This is a genomic window from Streptomyces sp. 2-1, assembly GCF_048564895.1.
GTDB lineage: Bacteria > Actinomycetota > Actinomycetes > Streptomycetales > Streptomycetaceae > Streptomyces > Streptomyces phaeochromogenes.
In genome coordinates, this window is the sequence record NZ_CP183383.1 from 5,670,924 (window position 1) to 5,688,393 (window position 17,470).

Annotated in this window: 17 protein-coding genes and 1 tRNA gene; 5 read left to right on the plus strand and 13 right to left on the minus strand. The window is 69.0% G+C overall.

Going from position 1 to position 17,470, the window contains the following annotated elements:
* Positions 1–114 precede the first annotated feature (114 nt).
* On the plus strand, positions 115–2,103 hold the full coding sequence (gene pknB / locus ACN20J_RS24915) for a Stk1 family PASTA domain-containing Ser/Thr kinase (RefSeq protein WP_189841495.1): 1,989 nt from the start codon (positions 115–117) through the stop codon (positions 2,101–2,103).
* A gap of 292 nt (positions 2,104–2,395) precedes the next feature.
* On the opposite strand, the gene ACN20J_RS24920 is transcribed toward pknB, so the two are convergent.
* From ACN20J_RS24920 to ACN20J_RS24945, 6 genes are all read right to left on the minus strand, one after another.
* Positions 2,396–3,136, minus strand: coding sequence for a class E sortase (locus ACN20J_RS24920; RefSeq protein ID WP_189841496.1), 741 nt, complete (start codon positions 3,134–3,136; stop codon positions 2,396–2,398).
* A gap of 119 nt (positions 3,137–3,255) precedes the next feature.
* Positions 3,256–4,470, minus strand: coding sequence for a class E sortase (locus ACN20J_RS24925; RefSeq protein WP_190230919.1), 1,215 nt, complete (start codon positions 4,468–4,470; stop codon positions 3,256–3,258).
* 392 nt (positions 4,471–4,862) lie between these two features.
* Positions 4,863–5,501: an aminodeoxychorismate/anthranilate synthase component II gene (locus ACN20J_RS24930; RefSeq protein ID WP_189841497.1), complete on the minus strand. Its 639-nt coding sequence runs from the start codon at positions 5,499–5,501 to the stop codon at positions 4,863–4,865.
* Positions 5,498–5,695 (minus strand): hypothetical protein, encoded by a 198-nt coding sequence (locus ACN20J_RS24935; RefSeq protein WP_186001365.1) that lies wholly within the window; start codon positions 5,693–5,695, stop codon positions 5,498–5,500. Before ACN20J_RS24935 ends, ACN20J_RS24930 begins: the two co-directional genes overlap by 4 nt.
* Before the next feature lie 16 nt (positions 5,696–5,711).
* Entirely contained in the window at positions 5,712–6,419 is a 708-nt protein-coding gene (locus tag ACN20J_RS24940) for a class E sortase (RefSeq protein ID WP_190230800.1), read from the minus strand.
* Positions 6,420–6,480: 61 nt separating this feature from the next.
* Positions 6,481–7,260: a DUF881 domain-containing protein gene (locus ACN20J_RS24945; protein ID WP_189841499.1), complete on the minus strand. Its 780-nt coding sequence runs from the start codon at positions 7,258–7,260 to the stop codon at positions 6,481–6,483.
* 142 nt (positions 7,261–7,402) lie between these two features.
* Between ACN20J_RS24945 and crgA the strand changes: the two genes are divergently transcribed.
* Positions 7,403–7,657, plus strand: a complete 255-nt coding sequence (crgA, locus tag ACN20J_RS24950) for a cell division protein CrgA (protein ID WP_189841500.1) — start codon at positions 7,403–7,405, stop codon at positions 7,655–7,657.
* A gap of 370 nt (positions 7,658–8,027) precedes the next feature.
* Here crgA and ACN20J_RS24955 read toward each other — a convergent pair whose 3' ends face one another.
* Together ACN20J_RS24955 and ACN20J_RS24960 are read right to left on the minus strand one after the other, a co-directional pair.
* On the minus strand, positions 8,028–8,924 hold the full coding sequence (locus ACN20J_RS24955; protein ID WP_190230801.1) for a rhomboid family intramembrane serine protease: 897 nt from the start codon (positions 8,922–8,924) through the stop codon (positions 8,028–8,030).
* A gap of 144 nt (positions 8,925–9,068) precedes the next feature.
* Positions 9,069–9,596 carry a peptidylprolyl isomerase gene (locus ACN20J_RS24960; protein WP_189841502.1) on the minus strand — a complete coding sequence of 176 codons (528 nt, stop codon included), beginning with the start codon at positions 9,594–9,596 and terminating at the stop codon, positions 9,069–9,071.
* Positions 9,597–9,934: 338 nt separating this feature from the next.
* On the opposite strand from ACN20J_RS24960, the gene ACN20J_RS24965 reads away from it, so the two are divergent.
* The gene (locus ACN20J_RS24965; protein ID WP_189841503.1) at positions 9,935–10,654 is read left to right on the plus strand and encodes a DUF5324 family protein; all 720 of its coding nucleotides are present in this window, start codon (positions 9,935–9,937) and stop codon (positions 10,652–10,654) included.
* A gap of 189 nt (positions 10,655–10,843) precedes the next feature.
* On the opposite strand, the gene ACN20J_RS24970 is transcribed toward ACN20J_RS24965, so the two are convergent.
* The 4 genes from ACN20J_RS24970 to ACN20J_RS24985 all read right to left on the minus strand — a co-directional run bounded on the left by ACN20J_RS24970 (position 10,844) and on the right by ACN20J_RS24985 (position 13,363).
* A complete protein-coding gene (locus ACN20J_RS24970) occupies positions 10,844–11,830 on the minus strand; it encodes a hypothetical protein (protein ID WP_190230802.1) in 987 nt (328 codons plus the stop codon).
* Positions 11,814–12,482, minus strand: a complete 669-nt coding sequence (locus ACN20J_RS24975; RefSeq protein WP_361988574.1) for a sigma-70 family RNA polymerase sigma factor — start codon at positions 12,480–12,482, stop codon at positions 11,814–11,816. Before ACN20J_RS24975 ends, ACN20J_RS24970 begins: the two co-directional genes overlap by 17 nt.
* Positions 12,479–12,637: a hypothetical protein gene (locus ACN20J_RS24980; protein WP_189841505.1), complete on the minus strand. Its 159-nt coding sequence runs from the start codon at positions 12,635–12,637 to the stop codon at positions 12,479–12,481. The genes ACN20J_RS24975 and ACN20J_RS24980 overlap by 4 nt, the downstream gene beginning before the upstream one ends.
* A gap of 653 nt (positions 12,638–13,290) precedes the next feature.
* A tRNA-Ala gene (locus ACN20J_RS24985) sits at positions 13,291–13,363 on the minus strand.
* 182 nt (positions 13,364–13,545) lie between these two features.
* Here ACN20J_RS24985 and ACN20J_RS24990 point away from each other — a divergent pair.
* Entirely contained in the window at positions 13,546–14,097 is a 552-nt protein-coding gene (locus ACN20J_RS24990) for a helix-turn-helix domain-containing protein (protein WP_055613072.1), read from the plus strand.
* Between the two features lie 130 nt (positions 14,098–14,227).
* Positions 14,228–15,901, plus strand: coding sequence for a protein kinase domain-containing protein (locus ACN20J_RS24995; RefSeq protein WP_419666850.1), 1,674 nt, complete (start codon positions 14,228–14,230; stop codon positions 15,899–15,901).
* Positions 15,902–15,968: 67 nt separating this feature from the next.
* On the opposite strand, the gene ACN20J_RS25000 is transcribed toward ACN20J_RS24995, so the two are convergent.
* A complete protein-coding gene (locus ACN20J_RS25000) occupies positions 15,969–17,375 on the minus strand; it encodes a hypothetical protein (RefSeq protein WP_419666851.1) in 1,407 nt (468 codons plus the stop codon).
* Positions 17,376–17,470 lie beyond the last annotated feature (95 nt).

Below are 17,470 nucleotides of genomic sequence, written 5' to 3' on the forward strand. Positions count from 1 at the left end.
GTGACGGTTGTGGCCAGGTCAGTCAAGGCGAGCCGGGTACGGTATGCCCGGACAGCACACCGCCGGACCACACGTGGTGTGGTCAGGACCGTCGGAGAGGGCTGGTAGGTAGCTATGGAAGAGCCGCGTCGCCTCGGCGGCCGGTACGAGCTGGGCCACGTGCTCGGCCGTGGTGGCATGGCGGAGGTACATCTCGCCCATGACACCCGGCTCGGCCGCACGGTGGCGGTGAAGACGCTGCGAGCGGACCTCGCGCGCGACCCGTCATTCCAGGCCCGGTTCCGCCGGGAGGCCCAGTCGGCCGCCTCGCTCAACCATCCCGCGATCGTCGCCGTGTACGACACGGGTGAGGACTACATCGAGGGCATCTCCATCCCGTACATCGTGATGGAGTACGTCGACGGGTCCACGCTGAGAGAGCTGCTGCACTCAGGGCGCAAGCTGCTGCCCGAGCGCGCCATGGAGATGACCATCGGCATCCTCCAGGCGCTCGAGTACTCGCACCGCAACGGAATCGTGCACCGCGACATCAAGCCGGCGAACGTCATGCTGACGCGCAACGGCCAGGTCAAGGTCATGGACTTCGGCATCGCCCGCGCCATGGGCGACTCCGGCATGACGATGACGCAGACCGCGGCGGTCATAGGAACCGCGCAGTATCTGTCGCCGGAGCAGGCGAAGGGCGAGCAGGTCGACGCCCGCTCCGACCTGTACTCCGCGGGCTGTCTGCTGTACGAGCTCCTGACGGTCCGCCCCCCGTTCATCGGGGACTCCCCGGTCGCGGTCGCGTACCAGCACGTGCGCGAGGAGCCGCAGGCGCCCAGCGTCTTCGACCCCGAGATCACGCCCGAGATGGACGCCATCGTCCTGAAGGCGCTCACCAAGGACCCGGACTACCGCTACCAGTCCGCCGACGAGATGCGCGTGGACATCGAGGCCTGCCTCGACGGCCAGCCCGTCGCGGCCACGGCGGCCATGGGCTCCGTGGGCTACGGCGGCTACCCGGACGACCGGCCCACCACCGCTCTGCGCTCCACTGACGCGCAGGCCACGTCGATGCTGCCCCCGATGAACCCGGACGACGGCGGCTTCGGCTACGACGACCGTGCCGGGCGCCGACGCCAGCAGAAGAAGAACAACACCTCGACGATCCTGCTGGTCGTCGCGGGTCTGCTCGTGCTGGTCGGCGCGATCCTCATCGGCAAGTGGGCGTTCACCGGACAGGGCGGGTCGGGCGACGACGCGTTCCCGGCGCCGAACTTCGTGAACCGGACCCAGTCCGAGGCCGAGAAGATGGCGACCAACCGCGAGCTGGAACTGAAGATCGACCCCAAGGCCTGCGAGAACACCCCGAAGGGCAGTGTCTGCGCCCAGAACCCGAAGGCGGAGACCCAGGTCAAGAAGGGCGACACGATCACGCTGACCGTGTCGACCGGAGCGCCGAAGGTCGCGGTGCCGGGCGTAGTCGGGGATTCCCTTGAGGACGCCCAGAAGGAGCTGGAGGGCGACGACTACCAGTTCAAGGTCGATACCAAGTCCAAGGAGTCGGACGAGGAGCCGGGCACAGTCCTGAATCAGGACCCGAAGCTCGGCACTGAGGTGGAGAAGGGTTCCACGATCACCCTCACCGTCGCCAAGGAGAAGGAGCAGTCCACCGTTCCGGACGTCAGCGGCCTCAGCTGTGACGACGCCAAGGCGCGGATGGATCAGAACGACCTCAAGGGCAACTGCACCGACGTGGAGACCGACGACGCCAACCTCGTCGGCAAGGTCGTCGCCACATCGCCCACGGCCAACTCCTCGGCCGACCCGGGCTCCACGGTGAACATCCAGATCGGCAAGGCGGCGGAGGAGAAGAAGTTCGCCATGCCGAAGGTGACCCAGATGACCCTCGCCCAGGCCAAGCAGGTTCTCGCGCAGAACCAGCTCCAGCTCGGCAACATCCAGGGGTCGCAGGACGACAACGCCATCGTCTTCGCCAGCAACCCGCAGGAGGGTCAGCAGGTGAAGGCCGGCGACAGGGTCAACCTCGGAACGATCGACGCCGGGCAGCAGAACAACGGCGGCAACGGCAACGGCGGCCTCATCGGAGGCGGCGGCTGAGCAGCCCTCCGAAGAGGACTGACCCGGGCGACCGGACGCTGACCGCTGGTCGACGTCAATGGGGGCCTGTACTGCTCGGTCGAGCAGTACAGGCCCCCATTTGCATGGCCCGGGCGAGTTGCACGGCCCGTGCTGCATGGCCTGTGCGAGGTCAGGTGCGGGATCGCGCCCCTACAGGGTGCGGGTCTGCGTCGATGTGCGGCTCTGCCGCGTGGGTACGGCCGGCCCGAAGCCGAATGACCCGCGGGGCTCGCGAGGCTCGCGGGCCATCACCGCGCATCCCGCGGAGCGCTCAGCGCAGCTCCGGCGGCGGGGTCCGCTCGTCGTTGACCTTCTCCACGCGGTCCAGTTCGCCCCAGACGACGTACCGGTAGCGGGACGTGTAGACGGGCGTGCAGGTCGTGAGCGTGATGTAGCGGCCGGCCTTCTTCTTGCCCGATTCCCGAGGGACGGGCCCGAGGACCTTGACGTTGAACTTCGAGGTCTCGGGAAGGGTCGCGTAGACCTTGTAGACGTACCAGTCGTCCTTGGTCTCGAAGACGATCGCGTCGCCCTTCTTGAGCTTGTCGATGTTGTGGAACTTGGCGCCGTGGCCGTCGCGGTGGGCGGCCAGCGAGAAGTTGCCCTTCTTGTCCTGCGGGAGGGCGGACTTGACGGGGTCGGTGTAGTAGCCGGCGATGCCGTTGTTGAGGGACTTCGTGGAGGTGCCCTTCTTGACCAGCACCTCGCCGTTCTTCATCGCCGGGACGTGCAAGAAGCCGATGCCGTCCTTGGTGTCCAGACCGACCGGGCCGCGGTCCTCCGCCCAGTGGTCGCGCACCTTGTCGCCCTGCTTGTCGGCCTCGCGGTCCGCGACGACGTTCGTCCACCACAGCGAGTAGGCGACGAACAGGCCGAGGATCAGACCCGCCGTGATGAGGAGTTCACCGAAGACGCTGACGGCCGCCGCGATCCGGCCGCCGCCGCGGCGCCGCGGCGCGGGCGAGGACGCCCGGGCGTCCGTGTGCTCTTCGTGGTCGGTCGTCGCTGCCACTGCGTTGCCCCGTCTGGTCTCTCAGGAATCTTGGAATGTCGTGAAGCTCGGGATGAAGCTTGGGACGTTGTGAAGCTTGGGACGTCGTAAAGCGAGGGGTCGCCGGTCGCCCCGGTGTCTCAGTCGACGAGAGCGTCCGGTTTGCCCTTGTCGCGCGATCGTTCCTCGACCATCGTGCCCCAGACGATCATCCGGTACTTGCTGGTGAATTCCGGGGTGCAGGTGGTGAGAGTGATGTAGCGGCCCGCCTTGGTGAAGCCCGCGCCCTTGGGGATCGCGTCCAGGACGGCCGTGTTGCTCGGCGACGTCACCGGCAGGATCGACGCCATCTTGTACACGAAGTACTTGTCCTGCGTCTCCACGACGATCGGGTCGCCCGGCTTCAGCCGGTTGATGTACCGGAACGGTTCGCCATGGGTGTTGCGGTGCCCGGCCAGACCGAAGTTGCCGGTCTTGGCGTCCGGCATCGCCGTCTTCACGCCCTCCTCGGCGTAGTGACCGACCATGCCGCGGTCCAGCACCCGCTTCTTGTCGGTGCCCTCGGCTATCGGCACGACCACGTCGAGCTTCGGGATGTGCAGGAGGGCGAAGCCCTGGCCCGGCTCGAACACCCCCGGGTTCCCCTTGCCCTTGGCCCAGTCGTCCTGGAGGCTGCTCGCCTCGTTGCCCGCCTGCGCGTGCGCCCGGACGTTCGTCCACCACAGCTGGTACGTCACAAACAGCAGCATCAGTACGCCGGTGGTGATGAACACCTCGCCGATCGCCCGGCTGGCCATCACGGCCGCGCCCGGCTTCCGCTCCCGCGCCGCACGCCGCGCCTCCATACGGGAGAGAGGCGCGCCGGACGCCGCCCGGCTCTCCTGGGCCTCCTGCCCCTCCTGCGCCCCACCGGCCCCACCATGCCGCCCATGGCGCCTGGAGGCCTTACGACGGGCCGCACGGCCACCACCCGGGGCTCCCACGCCCCCTGCGCCCCCTGCGGGCGCTACGGCGCGCCCAGCGGGCCCGGCGGCCGGCGTCGGAATCCCCGGTATGGACTCGACGACATCAGCTATGCGCAGCCCGACCGTCTCGTCGTCGGCGAGAGGCGGCTGCTCGTACGGAGCGGAGTACGCCGGAGCCGGGGAACCCGCCGGGCTCATCGGGCCGGTCGCGCTCAGCGGGCCTGTAGAGCTCAAGGGGCTCGTCGAACTCAGCGGGTCGGGCTGGGCGTATGCCCCGTCGTACGAGGTCTGCGGCGCCCCTCCATAGGACGGTCGCTGCTGCTCCCCGTACGGAGGTTGCGGCTCGTACGGCTGCTGGGGCTGTTGAGGCTGCGGCTGCGGCTGCGGCACGGCATACGACGACGGCTGCCCAGGTTCGGCGTACCCGTGCGTGGGGTCCGTGTGCGCGCGGCGGACCGGGTCCGCGTACGAGGAGGCGGTCTGCCCGACACTCCAGTCCTGCGAATAGCCCTGCGGGTTCTGGGGGTCGTACCACTCCTGCTCGGGCGCCGCGGGCGGCCGCTGCCCCGGCAGGGGGTCGCTGAGCGGGTCGGCGAGCCCGTCGACGGCGGCCCGCATCGCACCGTTCGGCCGGGCGTCACCGCTCGGCCGGGCATCGGCATTCGGGGCCCCGAAGTCGCGGGACGGCTCGAAGGCACCCGGCGCCTCGAACGCCTCAGCGCCCCCGTACAAGGCGTCCTCGCCGTACGGGGCGGCACTGTCGCGCTCGGGGCGCAGGGCGGTCACGCCGTGGCCCTGCCCACCACCGGGGCGAGCCCGACCGATCTGGCGACGGCTCCCTGGTCTCCGCACTCCGCCAGCCAGTTGGCCAACATGCGGTGACCGTGCTCGGTCAGCACGGACTCGGGGTGGAACTGCACACCCTCGACCAGGAGTTCACGGTGCCTGAGCCCCATGATGATCCCGTCGTGCGTACGGGCCGTGACCTCCAGCTCGACGGGGACGGTCTTCGGCTCGGCGGCCAGCGAGTGGTAGCGGGTGGCGGTGAAGGGCGACGGAAGGCCCGCGAACACCCCCCTGCCCTCGTGCTCGACGAGCGAGGTCTTGCCGTGCAGCAGCTCGGGCGCGCGGTCCACGACCCCGCCGTACGCCACCTGCATCGACTGCATCCCGAGGCAGACCCCGAAGACGGGGATGCCGGTCTCGGCGCAGTGCCGGACCATCTCGACGCAGACGCCGGCCTCTTCGGGCGTGCCGGGACCGGGCGACAGCAGTACGCCGTCGAAGCCGTCCTGTGCGTGCAGCGCCGACACCTCGTCGTTGCGCAGGACCTCGCACTGGGCGCCCAGCTGGTACAGGTACTGGACCAGGTTGAAGACGAAGCTGTCGTAATTGTCGACGACGAGAATCCGCGCGCTCACTGGTTGTCCACCGTCACATCGTTGAAGGGCAGCAGCGGTTCGGCCCACGGGAAGACGTACTGGAAGAGCACGTAGACCGCCGCGAGGACCAGCACGAGGGAGATCAGTGCCTTGATCCACGTGTTCCCCGGCAGATGCCGCCAGATAAAGCCGTACATGCCGTCCCTTCCGTCGCGCCACGGCACCAGACTCACGCCGTACCGGACCAGACTAACGGCGTAGGGCCTCCGGTTTCCCAGCCTCTACAGGCTGGGTCGAGTCAAGATGTGCCCAGACGATCAGCCGGTGGCTGTGGCCCCATTCCGGCTCGCAGGTCGTCAGCGTCAGATAGCGGCCCGCACGCGTGTACCCCGACTTCTTCGGTACGGGGTCAATGACCGCTATGTCACTGGGCAATGTTTTGTAGGGCTTTGTGTCGATGCGGTACGTGAACCAGGTCGTCCCGTCGGTCAGCACCACCGAGTCACCCGGCCGCAGCCTGGGGAAATCCTTGAACGGGTCCCCGTACGTGCGCCGGTGGCCGGCGACGGCGAAGTTCCCCGGCTGTCCGAGCTGTGCGGTGCTCGCGTAGTGGCCGAGCCCCTTCTTGAGGGTGCTCGTCCTCGTGCCTTCGAGCACGGGCTTGTTCCACGTGAAACCAAGCCGCGGGATGTACATCACAGCGAAGGGCTTGCCGTTCTTGTACGGGGCAGGCTCGTCGGGGGTCGTACCGGGAGCGCCCGTCCCCGTGGACCTCGGCTCCTTGGGCCCGGCCGCCACGGAACCCTTCGACCACTGTTCCTGGAGCTGCGCGATCTGGTCGTCCATCGCGGTGTCGGCCTTCACACCCGTCCAGAACAGCACGTACACCACGAAGAGCACGATCACGGTGCCGACGGTGATGCACAGCTCGCTGAACGTCCTGACGACCACTCGCACCGACACAAGTCCCCCAGCGGCAGCGGCTCCATTGCTCCATGGGCTCTTACCCCACGGGCTGTTACTCCACAGGCTTCGCGTAGTGGAGATCCACCGTGCCCGAGTAGCCGGGCAGAGTCACGGTCCCGTCCTCGTCGACTTTCCAGCCGAGCCCGTAGACGTTGACGTACACCATGTAGTTCTGGATCGCCTTGGACGCCGAGAGGGCCTTCTGCAGCTTCTCCGGGTCACCGACCGCCTGGATCTTGTACGGGGGCGAGTAGACGCGGCCCTGGAGGATCAGGGTGTTGCCCACACAGCGGACGGCGGAGGTGGAGATCAGCCGCTGGTCCATGACCTTGATGCCCTTGGCGCCGCCCTGCCACAGGGCGTTCACCACGGCCTGGAGGTCCTGCTGGTGGATGACCAGGTAGTCGGGCTGCGGCTCGGGGTAGCCGGGGAGCTTGGCGGTGGCGTTCGGGGGCGCGTCGTTGAGGGTGACAGTGAGGGCCTCGCCCTTGAGCTTCTGGGTGCCCGCGTTCTTCTCCAGGGCGGCGAGCTTGGCCTCCTCCGCCTTCGTACTGCCGTTGTCCCGCTCGGCGAGCGTCTCCACGTCCTCACGCAGCGATCCGTTGCTCTCGTCGAGCTGCCCGTTCTTGTGGCTGCGCTCCTGAATCAGGTCGGAGAGCTTCAGCAGCGAGGCATCCGTACGGATATTGGTGCCCTTGGCCGTGTTGAAGCTGGTGAAGAAGATCAGCCCGGCCAGGGCGAACACGGCCACGGTCAGCACCCGCACCGGCCGGAAACGCCGGATTGTGCCAGGGCTGGAACCCGGCTGGGGGGAGTCGGCAGAATTGCTCAACGTACCCTTATCTCCTTCGGCGCCGCGGAAGCACTACGCTAACGGACGCCCGGGGGAGCGCTAAGAGTCCCCTTGTACGCTGCCCCGGAGCCAGCCCACGTTCCCTGCGCGGCCACGCAGCGCATCGACAGGAGAGACCCTCGTGCCGAAGTCACGTATCCGCAAGAAGGCCGACTACACGCCGCCCCCGGCGAAGCAGGCGACCAACATCAAGCTGAACAGCCGTGCCTGGGTCGCCCCGGTCATGCTGGCCATGTTCCTCATCGGCCTCGCCTGGATCGTCGTGTTCTACGTGACGGACGGTTCGCTGCCGGTCGACGCGTTGGGCAACTGGAACATCGTGGTGGGCTTCGGCTTCATCGCGGCGGGATTCGGCGTTTCCACGCAGTGGAAGTAACGCGGCCATAGGGTGTCGGGAGCCTGTACCGGGGCTTCCCCATGCCTGTGTCCGCAAGCCGTGGCCCAAGTTGTCCACTGAGTTATCCACAAGGGTTTCCACAGTGTGGATAGGTCTGAAGATCTGTGGATAACCCATCCGGTGTTGACGCCGGTGTGACTGACCTACCGGTATCCGCAAGTGCGTTCGCCCCCTGTCCCGCCTGGGGAAACCCAGGTCAGGGACAGGGGGCACACTTGTTCTTACACAGCATGCACAAGATCCGCCACGGTCTGTGGACAACGTGGGCTCGCACGGGATTCTCAGGCGGGTCGGACTTGACTTTCGGAGGGGCCCAGCGGCTCGGCTCAGGCGGGCTCGGCGGCTCGGCTCAGGTGAGCTGGCCGGTCCTCACCAGTGTCATGACCACAACCGCGAGTAGCACCAGCGCGCATACGCCGTACTGGACCAGAGCGCGCCGCTCGCGGGGCGCGTGCACCATGGCGTAGCCGATCACCACACCGCCGACGAGGCCGCCGATGTGGGCCTCCCAGGCGATGTTGCTCCACCCGAAGGTGAAGATCAGATTGATCACCAGCAGGGCGATCACCGGGCGCATGTCGTAGTTGAGGCGCCGCATGAGGATGGCGGTCGCACCGAACAGGCCGAAGATCGCGCCGGAGGCGCCGAGCGAGGGCTGGTTCGGCTCGGCGATCAGATACGTGAGCGCGCTGCCGGCGAGGCCGGACACCGCGTACAGGGCGATAAAGCGGGCGCGGCCGAGAGCCTGCTCCAGAGGGCCGCCGATCCACCACAGGCTGAGCATGTTGAAGGCGATGTGGATATAGCTGCCGTGCAGGAACATCGCCGTGACCATCCGGTACCACTGGCCCTCCGCGACGCCCTCGACGCTTCCGAGGATCGGTACGAAGGCCCGGCCGATGAGGTCGAAGCTGTCGGTGAAGCGGTCGCCCACGGAGAGCTGGACCAGGAAGACGGCGAGATTGAGCCCGACGAGGATCTTGGTGATCAGCCGGGGATCCGAGGTGACCGTGCCGCCCGCGAGGGTGCGGGGCTGAGCGGCGTTGGGGGCATGGCCCGTCCCGGAACCGTTCCGCACGCATTCCGGGCACTGGAAGCCGACCGAGGCGCTGATCATGCACTCGGGGCAGATGGGGCGCTCGCAGCGCGTACAGCGGACGCCGGTCTCCCGGTCCGGATGCCGGTAACAGGTGGGCAGGCTCGCGGCACCCTGTGGTTCCTGCGGGCTGCCTGGCGCCTGGTCCATCGGGATCCCCTCATCCTCTGTACGCATTTGGTACGCAACGCACCGCCCCGCTCATCCTTACGGATGGGCGGGGCGTTTGGTTCCCTGCGGGAGACCTCTCTCGGTTTCGTCCGAGGGGTCCCGGTTCCCTCCAGGGGCCTCGGTTCAGCGGGTCTCGATGACGACCGACTCGATGACCACGTCGCTGACCGGGCGGTCGGTGCGCGGGTTGGTCTGCGCGGAGGCGATGGCGTCCACGACCTTCTGGCTGGCCCCGTCGCTCACCTCACCGAAGATGGTGTGCTTGCGGGTCAGCCAGGCCGTCGGGGAGACGGTGATGAAGAACTGGGAGCCGTTGGTACCCGGGCCGGCGTTCGCCATGGCCAGCAGGTACGGCTTGTCGAAGCCGAGGTCGGGGTGGAACTCGTCCTCGAACTCGTAGCCGGGACCGCCGGTGCCGTTGCCCAGGGGGTCACCGCCCTGGATCATGAATCCGCTGATCACCCGGTGGAAGACCGTGCCGTCGTAGAGCTTGTCCGTGGACTTCGCACCCGTGGACGGGTTGGTCCACTCACGCTCACCCTTGGCGAGCTCGACGAAGTTCCGGACCGTCTTGGGCGCGTGGTTCGGCAGGAGCCGCACTTCGATGTCGCCGTGATTGGTCTTCAGGGTGGCGTAAAGCTGCTCAGCCACGATCTGCCTTCCGTTGTCCTTTGTGACTCCCCGATCCTCGCACGGACCGCGGCCCTCGTCTTGCGTCACCGCCGCTCCGGACCGCTTCAACCGCTTCGCACCAAAGCGGCGCACAGTACGGGGATCCATGACATTGTCGTGGCAAGCTCCCGTTGCACCGTATTGATCAGTTATTGCCCCGAGTACGCCCGGAGTCGGCTCTCATGACCCGGATGCCCGCCCTCGCATGCCCCGGAGCTCTCCGGCAGGCATGATCCGGATAAGGGTGGAAAGGTGAACTGTGACTTGCTGGGGGATGGCCCCAAGCCCCCATGTACGCCACCGAGGAGGAGGATCCCGTGACCCGCAAGGACAGCGTGCGCGCAGCGGCCGAGTCGGCAAAGGACAGCGTGCGGCACGCCGCGGAAGTGGTGGCGCCCTACGCCGACACGACCAGGGACCGCGCCACGCAGTACGCGAACGAAGCACGTGCCAAGCTCGCGCCGAAGGTGTCGGCCGCAGCTCTCCAGGCCGCCGAACAAGCACGCACGCAGTACGACGCCCATCTCGCCCCGCGTCTTGAGCAGGCCCGGACGCATGTGCCGCCGAAGGTCGACCAGGCCGCCCACGAGGCAGCTGTCCGCACCCGCAAGGCCGCGCGACAGGCGGCGGACTACTCCCGTCCGAGGATCGAGCAGGCCAGGGTCGCGGCCGGCCCCGTTCGCGAGGAAGCCACGTCCCGCAGTGTTGCGGCGCTGGCCGCGCTGCGCGGTCAGGTCTCGGCCAAGCAGGTGGAGAAGCTGGTCCGTAAGCAGGAGCGGCGGGCCAGGGTCGGCCGCCTCGCCAAGGGCCTCGCCGTGCTGGGCATCCTGGCCGGTGGCGCTTTCGCCGCGTGGAAGTGGTGGGACAAGCAGGCCAACCCCGACTGGCTGGTCGAACCGCCCGCCGCCACGGAGGTCCCGGAGGGCGGCCACCTGACCTCGGTCGACGGCAACGCTCAGGACGAACTCGACCCCGAGGTCCAGGCCAAGCAGGCCGAGGCCGAGGCGGAGGCGGCGGAACAGAAGGACCGCGGCTGACGCGGCGGCAGGACATCACAGCGCCGCACGACATCACATCGTGGGGGCAGGAGGCCCGGTGCCTCCTGCCCCCACGATGTTTCACGTGGAACCAGCCCGGTCCCGTTTCACGTGAAACCGGCTTTGGGTGAAACCGTCCTTACGTGGAGCCGGCCTTACGTGGAGCGGGGCCATTTGCGGAGCCGGGCTCTACGTGGAGCCGGTCGCGGTGCGGCGCGGGCGCCTGCGTTCCGGCAGGGGCTTGCGCTTGCGTGCGCGGCGCGGGACTTCCGCCGAACCGCCGGCCACCGGTGCGGTCGAAGCGGTCGGGGTCGAAGGGGCGGGGGCCGTGGACGTGAGGGCCGTGAGAGCCCTGATGCGGTCGGTGAAGTCGGGGTCGGGGAGGGGAAGGTCCAGGTCGTCGTCCACAAAGGCGACGGCCACGGGCACGTAGTGCAGGACTGCGTTGACCGGTTCGGGCACGGGCGAGTCGTCCGGCTTGAGTGCGCGGAGGATGCGCAGCGTGGTGGTGATCTCGACCTCGGGCCCGGTCTCCGCGTCGGCCACGACGTCGGTCTGGGTGTGCTGGGTGTGCCACCAGTCGGCTGCTCCGTGCTCGCCCAGGGCCCGGTGGTGCAGATAGAGGCAGTAGCTGGCGGCGGGATCGCCGGCCCCGGCGGCGTACTGCCACCAGAAACGGGCCGACTCCTCGCGCTCGGAGAGCTGCAACATGCACCCCAGCACGCGAGCCCCGGACGGTTCGGGCAGTGCCCGGGCGAGAAAGATCCGGAGATCGGTGAGGGCTCCGGTGTGGGTGATCACGGTCTCGCAGAGGGTCTGGAGATCGTCGGCGGCGGAGCTCTCGTCCACCGATCCCTCGCGGGCCTGCCCTCTGTTTTGAGGGCATTCATCGGCCGGGAGTTCGTCGGACGCCTTCCTCGTGCCCGGATCACCGCCAACGGCGCCCTCGCCGACCCCATCTGCGTCAGCGGCCGACTCTGCGTCAACCGCACTTGCGTCGGCCGACCCGCAGGCATTGCGGGTATGGGGCATGAGGTCACAGGGTTCCTCGGATGCGTCCCGCCGAACCGCCGCTCGGGCGGCCAGGCGAGCGAGGGCCGCGTCGATGTCGGCCCGGGTGTAGGGCTCGCGGCGCAGCCTGGCGCGGGCGAGCAGTTCGTCAATGGGCGATGTCATCGGCATGCCCTTCCTCGCTCTCGCTCAGCGCGACGCCATCGCATCCGCCCTCGCTCTCGCCTTCGCCCTCGCTCAGTGCGGCACTCTCATACCGCGTGGCCTCAAGTCGCCTCTTGACCCCGTACGCGTGCTCCAGCCGTCGTCTGGCGTGGCGGACCGTGGAGCGTACGCCGGCCGGGGTGATCCCGAGCGCGGCCGCCACCTCCTCCACGGTGAAGCCCTGGCCGAACTGCAGGAGCATGACGTCCATCTGACGCGGCGGCAGCTGTCCGATCGCCTCATAGAGGCTGAGGCTCTCCTCGAACTGGCCTATGGGGTCCACCGCCTGACTGAGCGCCACCGTCTCGAAGGCGGCCTCGCCGATGAGGGCGGGACGGCGGTCGCGGGCCCTGGAGAAGTCGATGGTGGTGTGCCTGAGCACGCGCCAGGCGTACGCGGTCGGGTTCTCCTTGGTCAGGACAGTGGACCAGGCCCTGAGTAATTTCTCGAAGGCCGCGTCGACGGCCTCCTCGGCATCGGCCCGGCTGCCCAGCCGGATCTCCGCCCAGTGGACGTAGATCGGCCGGTACATCCGGTGGAATGCCTCGAAGTCCAGCGGCAGTTTCCTCATCGGCCGGGCGCCGGTCGCGGTTCGGGGAAGTTCCTGGCTCACGTCTGTCCCTCCGTACCGCGCTCGCGCCGCATCTCGCTGATGCCGGCCCGAACTCCGGCCGCGGCCACACGGCGCAGCAGACCGAGCACGTCACGACCGAACACCCGCAGGGCGAGCACCGCCAGGATCACATCGTCGGCAACGTCCAGATTCACGTGCGGTTTTGCCTCTCCTTACAGAGGGCGAGGCCTCGTGGCGTTTCTGGCGGCCTCGGAAGGGCGCCTGTTTTACGCCCTCCGTTCACGATGACGTTTGCAACGGGCCAGGTGTGCAACAACCGCACAGACTTTCTTAACGGAGCGCAGTGTTCTGATTACGTATCTTCGTTCACAGCAGCTCACGCAAGCCTTCACGACTTCTGCGCGCCACCCCCACGCCACGTCGGCCACCTGCGAAGCGACCGCAGCACCCCCGAATCGGTCATCTCTTTGCGCAAACAATCGCAAACATCGCCACTCTCATCCTGTGACGCACGTCACCGCGCACACCCCCTGTGGCGCTCCGGCGCCCGAGGGGAGCAGAGCCCACGGGCTTGACGAGGCCACGTCACTACAGGACAGACGGGCAATTCCCGGCCGCCTCACACCCGTTGATGAGCCCGTCCCGGCGTGGAACCGCCCCTGAAGACGGGAGGCTGAATGACTCGACGAGCGAGGGCAGGCGGCGCCTGATACCGCCACCGCTGGACGGCCCGGACGCCCCAGAAATCCCCCGAGACGCGGATCCGCACCTCCCCGCCCGCAGGCCCCACGACACAAGAAAACCCCCGCTGACCTGTGATTAAGCAGATCAGAGGGGGTTCATCGTGTGGAGCCTAGGGGAGTCGAACCCCTGACATCTGCCATGCAAAGACAGCGCTCTACCAACTGAGCTAAGGCCCCGGAAGGGTGGCATCCGCCAGAAGGATCCCCTTCTGAGCAGCGCCGCAGACCAGAGTACCGGGTCACCCCGGGTATCCCGCAAAAAGATTGGGGGTCCCCGCGAACGACCACTCTCCGTAAGATGCTCGACGTGGTTCGCTACAGCGAACCACGGTACTTGGGGAAGCGATGGGGAGACGCGAATGGACGCCGCACAGCAGGAAGCAACCGCAAGAGCCCGGGAGCTGCAGCGGAACTGGTACGGGGAGCCGCTGGGGGCGCTCTTCCGTAGGCTCATAGATGACCTGGGGCTCAATCAGGCCCGCCTCGCGGGAGTGCTCGGCCTGTCGGCGCCCATGCTGTCGCAGCTGATGAGCGGCCAGCGCGCCAAGATCGGGAACCCCGCGGTGGTCCAGCGCGTACAACTGCTGCAGGACCTCGCGGGACAGGTGGCCGACGGCAGTGTGAGCGCCGCCGAGGCCACCGAGCGCATGGACGAGATCAAGAAGTCGCAAGGGGGCTCGGTGCTCAGCAACACCACGCAGTCGACGACCAGTTCGGGGGGTGCGCCCACGGTCAAGCGTGTGGTGCGCGAGATCCAGTCACTGCTGCGTTCGGTCGCTGCCGCGGGGGACATCATCGAGGCGGCCGACACTCTCGCCCCGACCCACCCGGAACTGGCAGAGTTCCTCCGGGTGTACGGAGCCGGCCGCACCTCGGACGCGGTCGCCCACTACCAGTCCCACCAGAGCTGAGCACAACGCCCGGCCGCCGAACACCCGGTAGCCGCAGTCCTGTTGGGCCTGCCGGTCACCGGAGTCCAGGCAGCCGGGCACCTCGGAAAGGCAGCCGTACCGACCGCCGAAGGGGGAGCGACGCACGACCATGGGTGAGGTCTTCGCCGGCCGGTACGAACTGGTCGACCCGATCGGACGCGGGGGAGTCGGTGCGGTCTGGCGCGCCTGGGACCACCGGCGGCGCCGGTATGTGGCCGCCAAGGTGCTCCAGCAGAGCGACGCGCACTCGCTGCTGCGCTTCGTGCGGGAGCAGGCACTGCGGATCGACCACCCCCATGTGCTCGCGCCCGCCAGCTGGGCCGCCGATGACGACAAGGTCCTGTTCACCATGGACCTCGTCGGTGGCGGTTCGCTGGTCCACCTGATCGGTGACTACGGGCCCCTGCCCCCGGCGTTCGTCTGCACCCTGCTCGACCAGCTCCTGGCGGGGCTCGCCGCGGTGCACGCGGAGGGGGTCGTGCACCGTGACATCAAGCCCGCCAACATCCTCCTGGAGGCGACCGGAACGGGCCGTCCGCGGCTGCGGCTGTCCGACTTCGGCATCTCGATGCGGCTGGGCGAACCCCGTCTGACGGAGACCAACTACGTGGTGGGGACGCCCGGTTACTTCGCGCCCGAGCAGCTGCTCGGTGCGGAGCCCGACTTCCCCGCAGACCTCTTCGCGGTGGGTCTGGTCGCCCTCTATCTCCTGGAGGGGGCCAAGCCCGATGCCAAGGCGCTGGTCGACCACTTCACGGCCCACGGCACACCGGGCGCCCCGAAGGGCATTCCCGAGCCGCTGTGGCAGATCGTGGCCACTCTGCTCCAACCGGACCCACAGGCGCGGTTCCGCACCGCCACAGGGGCGCGCAAGGCGCTCGCCGCGGCCAGGGAGCTCCTCCCCGAGCCCGGCCCCGACGACGAGCTGATCGAGATCTTCGACCAACTCGGCCCGCTTCCGGCCGAGTTCGGCCCACAGGGCCCTCTGACGGCCACTGCCTCGTCCGGAGGCACCCAGGCTCACGACACGACGCCTCAGCGGCAGGACCCGGGCACCGCGACGCCGTCGCAGCGGTCCGGGGTCGGGCCTGCGAGCGCCCGGACAGCCACGGAGAGCCGTGCGGCGCAATCCAGGAGCACCGCTCCGTCCGAGGCCCCCGCAGGCGCCGTATCCCCCCAGCCGAGCACGTCTCCTGAGGCCCACCCCGGTGGCGTGTCTCCAGACGCTCACACAGATACGGCCTGGCCCCAGACGCACACGGGCGCCGCCCCACCGATGCCTCCGGCAGGCGCTGTTCCTCCCCACCCCCACACCAGCACCGGCGCCATACCGTCCGGCTCCACCCCCGGCGCCGTACCACCACCGCCCTCGACCGCGCCCGTCTCCCAGCAGTCCCCCGCGGTGTCGGACACCGAGGGCTTCCCCTTGCAGCCCCCCACTCCCCCCACATCGCTCGCGCTCCCGAACCCCGCGTACTCCCCACACTCCCCGTCGTTGCCGTACGAACCCACTCACGTGCTCTCCCCCCAGGCTCCGCACCCCTCGACCGGTCACCCCTCGGCCACGACCCCCGTGTCGCCGCCCCGGCCGCGCGAATTCGCCTCTACTGCTTCATACACCGCTCAAGACGTTCGGGTTCCACCTCAGCCGCAGCCCGTTGCGCGGCATCGCGCCAGGCGGGCGCAGCGGCGGCCGGGGCCGCCCGCGATGGTGGCGGTTCCGGTGCTCCTGCTCGCGCTGGCCTGCTTCGCGGTCGGATTCTGGGCACTGACACAGATCTGAGCCGGCCCGGGAAGCACAGGTGGCGGCCGGGCCGGGAACCGCCCGTGGACCACCCCGACCACCCCGACTACCAGGCTCGCGGCGGCCCGTACTCCCGCGACCGCGCGTCCGGACCCTCGACGGACGGCGCAGGCACTGTCCCCTCTCTGTGCCCTCCGCCTCCGGCCGCCGCCGCCCGCCTCCGTGCGACCACGGTCCACACGGCGAGCCCCAGCACGAGCGCGGTCCCCGCGCCGATCCCGCCCACGGCGACCGCCTTCATCGCGGTGTTCCCGTCCGGTCCCCCGTCACCGCCGGCCGCCGCGGCGCCGTTCGACGCCGCGGCCTTGTCCCCCGCGGTCACGTCGAACACGTCCGGCGGCGCGGCGGTTCCGTCGTACGCCGCCGGTGTCCCGGCCGTACCGCTCACCCGCACACGCAGGGTCAGGTCGAACGGCCCGTCGCCGAACTTGCCGGCCATCTCCGTACTGACGTGCACGGCCAGGTAGTACCAGCCCGCGAACCGCATTCCGCTCACCTGGTCGTCGACGTCGTACCGGTTCTCGTAGGCGACCGGGGGCAGCGGCTCCAGGGTGGCCGACTTCGCCTTGCCGTCGTACCCGGTGCCGGCGTCGTCCACGAAGGCGCGCACCGGGTTGTAGAGCGACAGGCCGAGGGCGTTGCCCAGGAACCCGTCGCCGCTCGCCGGGCCCAGTTCGGCCGTGGCGTAGAGCTGTTGCCCCCAGTCGACGGGAACGCGGTAGAAGAGCGTCTGCCCGGCCTGGATCCCGTCCTTCCAGACGCCCTGTTCCAGGGAACGCGCCTCGTTGAAGCTCGTACCGCCCCTACGAGTCCTGGCGAGGCCGTCGACCGCTTGCGGCGAGGCGGAGTCCCACACCTCGGGGGCGGTCGTCGAAGCGGCCTTCTTCAGTGCGGGCTCCGACACGTACCGAAGCTCCAGCTCCCAGTCGTCCGGCGAGGACCCGGCACCGCTGATGCGCTCGACGAGCACGGAGTACGCCCCCGCGCTCTTGCAGGTGTACGTGCCGGGGCCGGCCCGGCGCGACGCCCAGGCGGTGATCGGCCGCGGGCTCTCGGTGGGCCCGAACCTGGCGGCACCGGCGTCCCCGGAGAAGCACTTGTTGCCGTTGGGGTCCTGCAGGGACACCTTGATGCCGTCCGAGTACACGGCCTTCGTGCCTGCCCTGGGGACGGCGGTGACCGACACATAGGCGGTGGACACGGCGTCGAGCCGCAGCCCGTAGTAGAGCTTCCCCTTGTCGCCGACGGAGCTCCGATAGGTCGTGCCGGGTGTCAGCCGTACGGCATCCGCAGGCGCCGTCGCACCCTCGACCTGCTCGGCGCCGACGGCGAAGCGGTACGGAGGGGGAGTGCCGGCCGCCGTCGCCTGTCCCGCCGAGGCCACGGCCGCGAAGAGCGCCGCCGCCCCGGCCAGGACCGTACGGCCGCGCCACCGTCCCGTGCGCCGCCCCATCACGCGCCACCCCTCGCCGTAGCACCGGATCGTCAGTCACCAGGCGTACGCGGACCGGTGTCGGCGCTGTCCCGACGCTGCCCCGGACGTCCGTG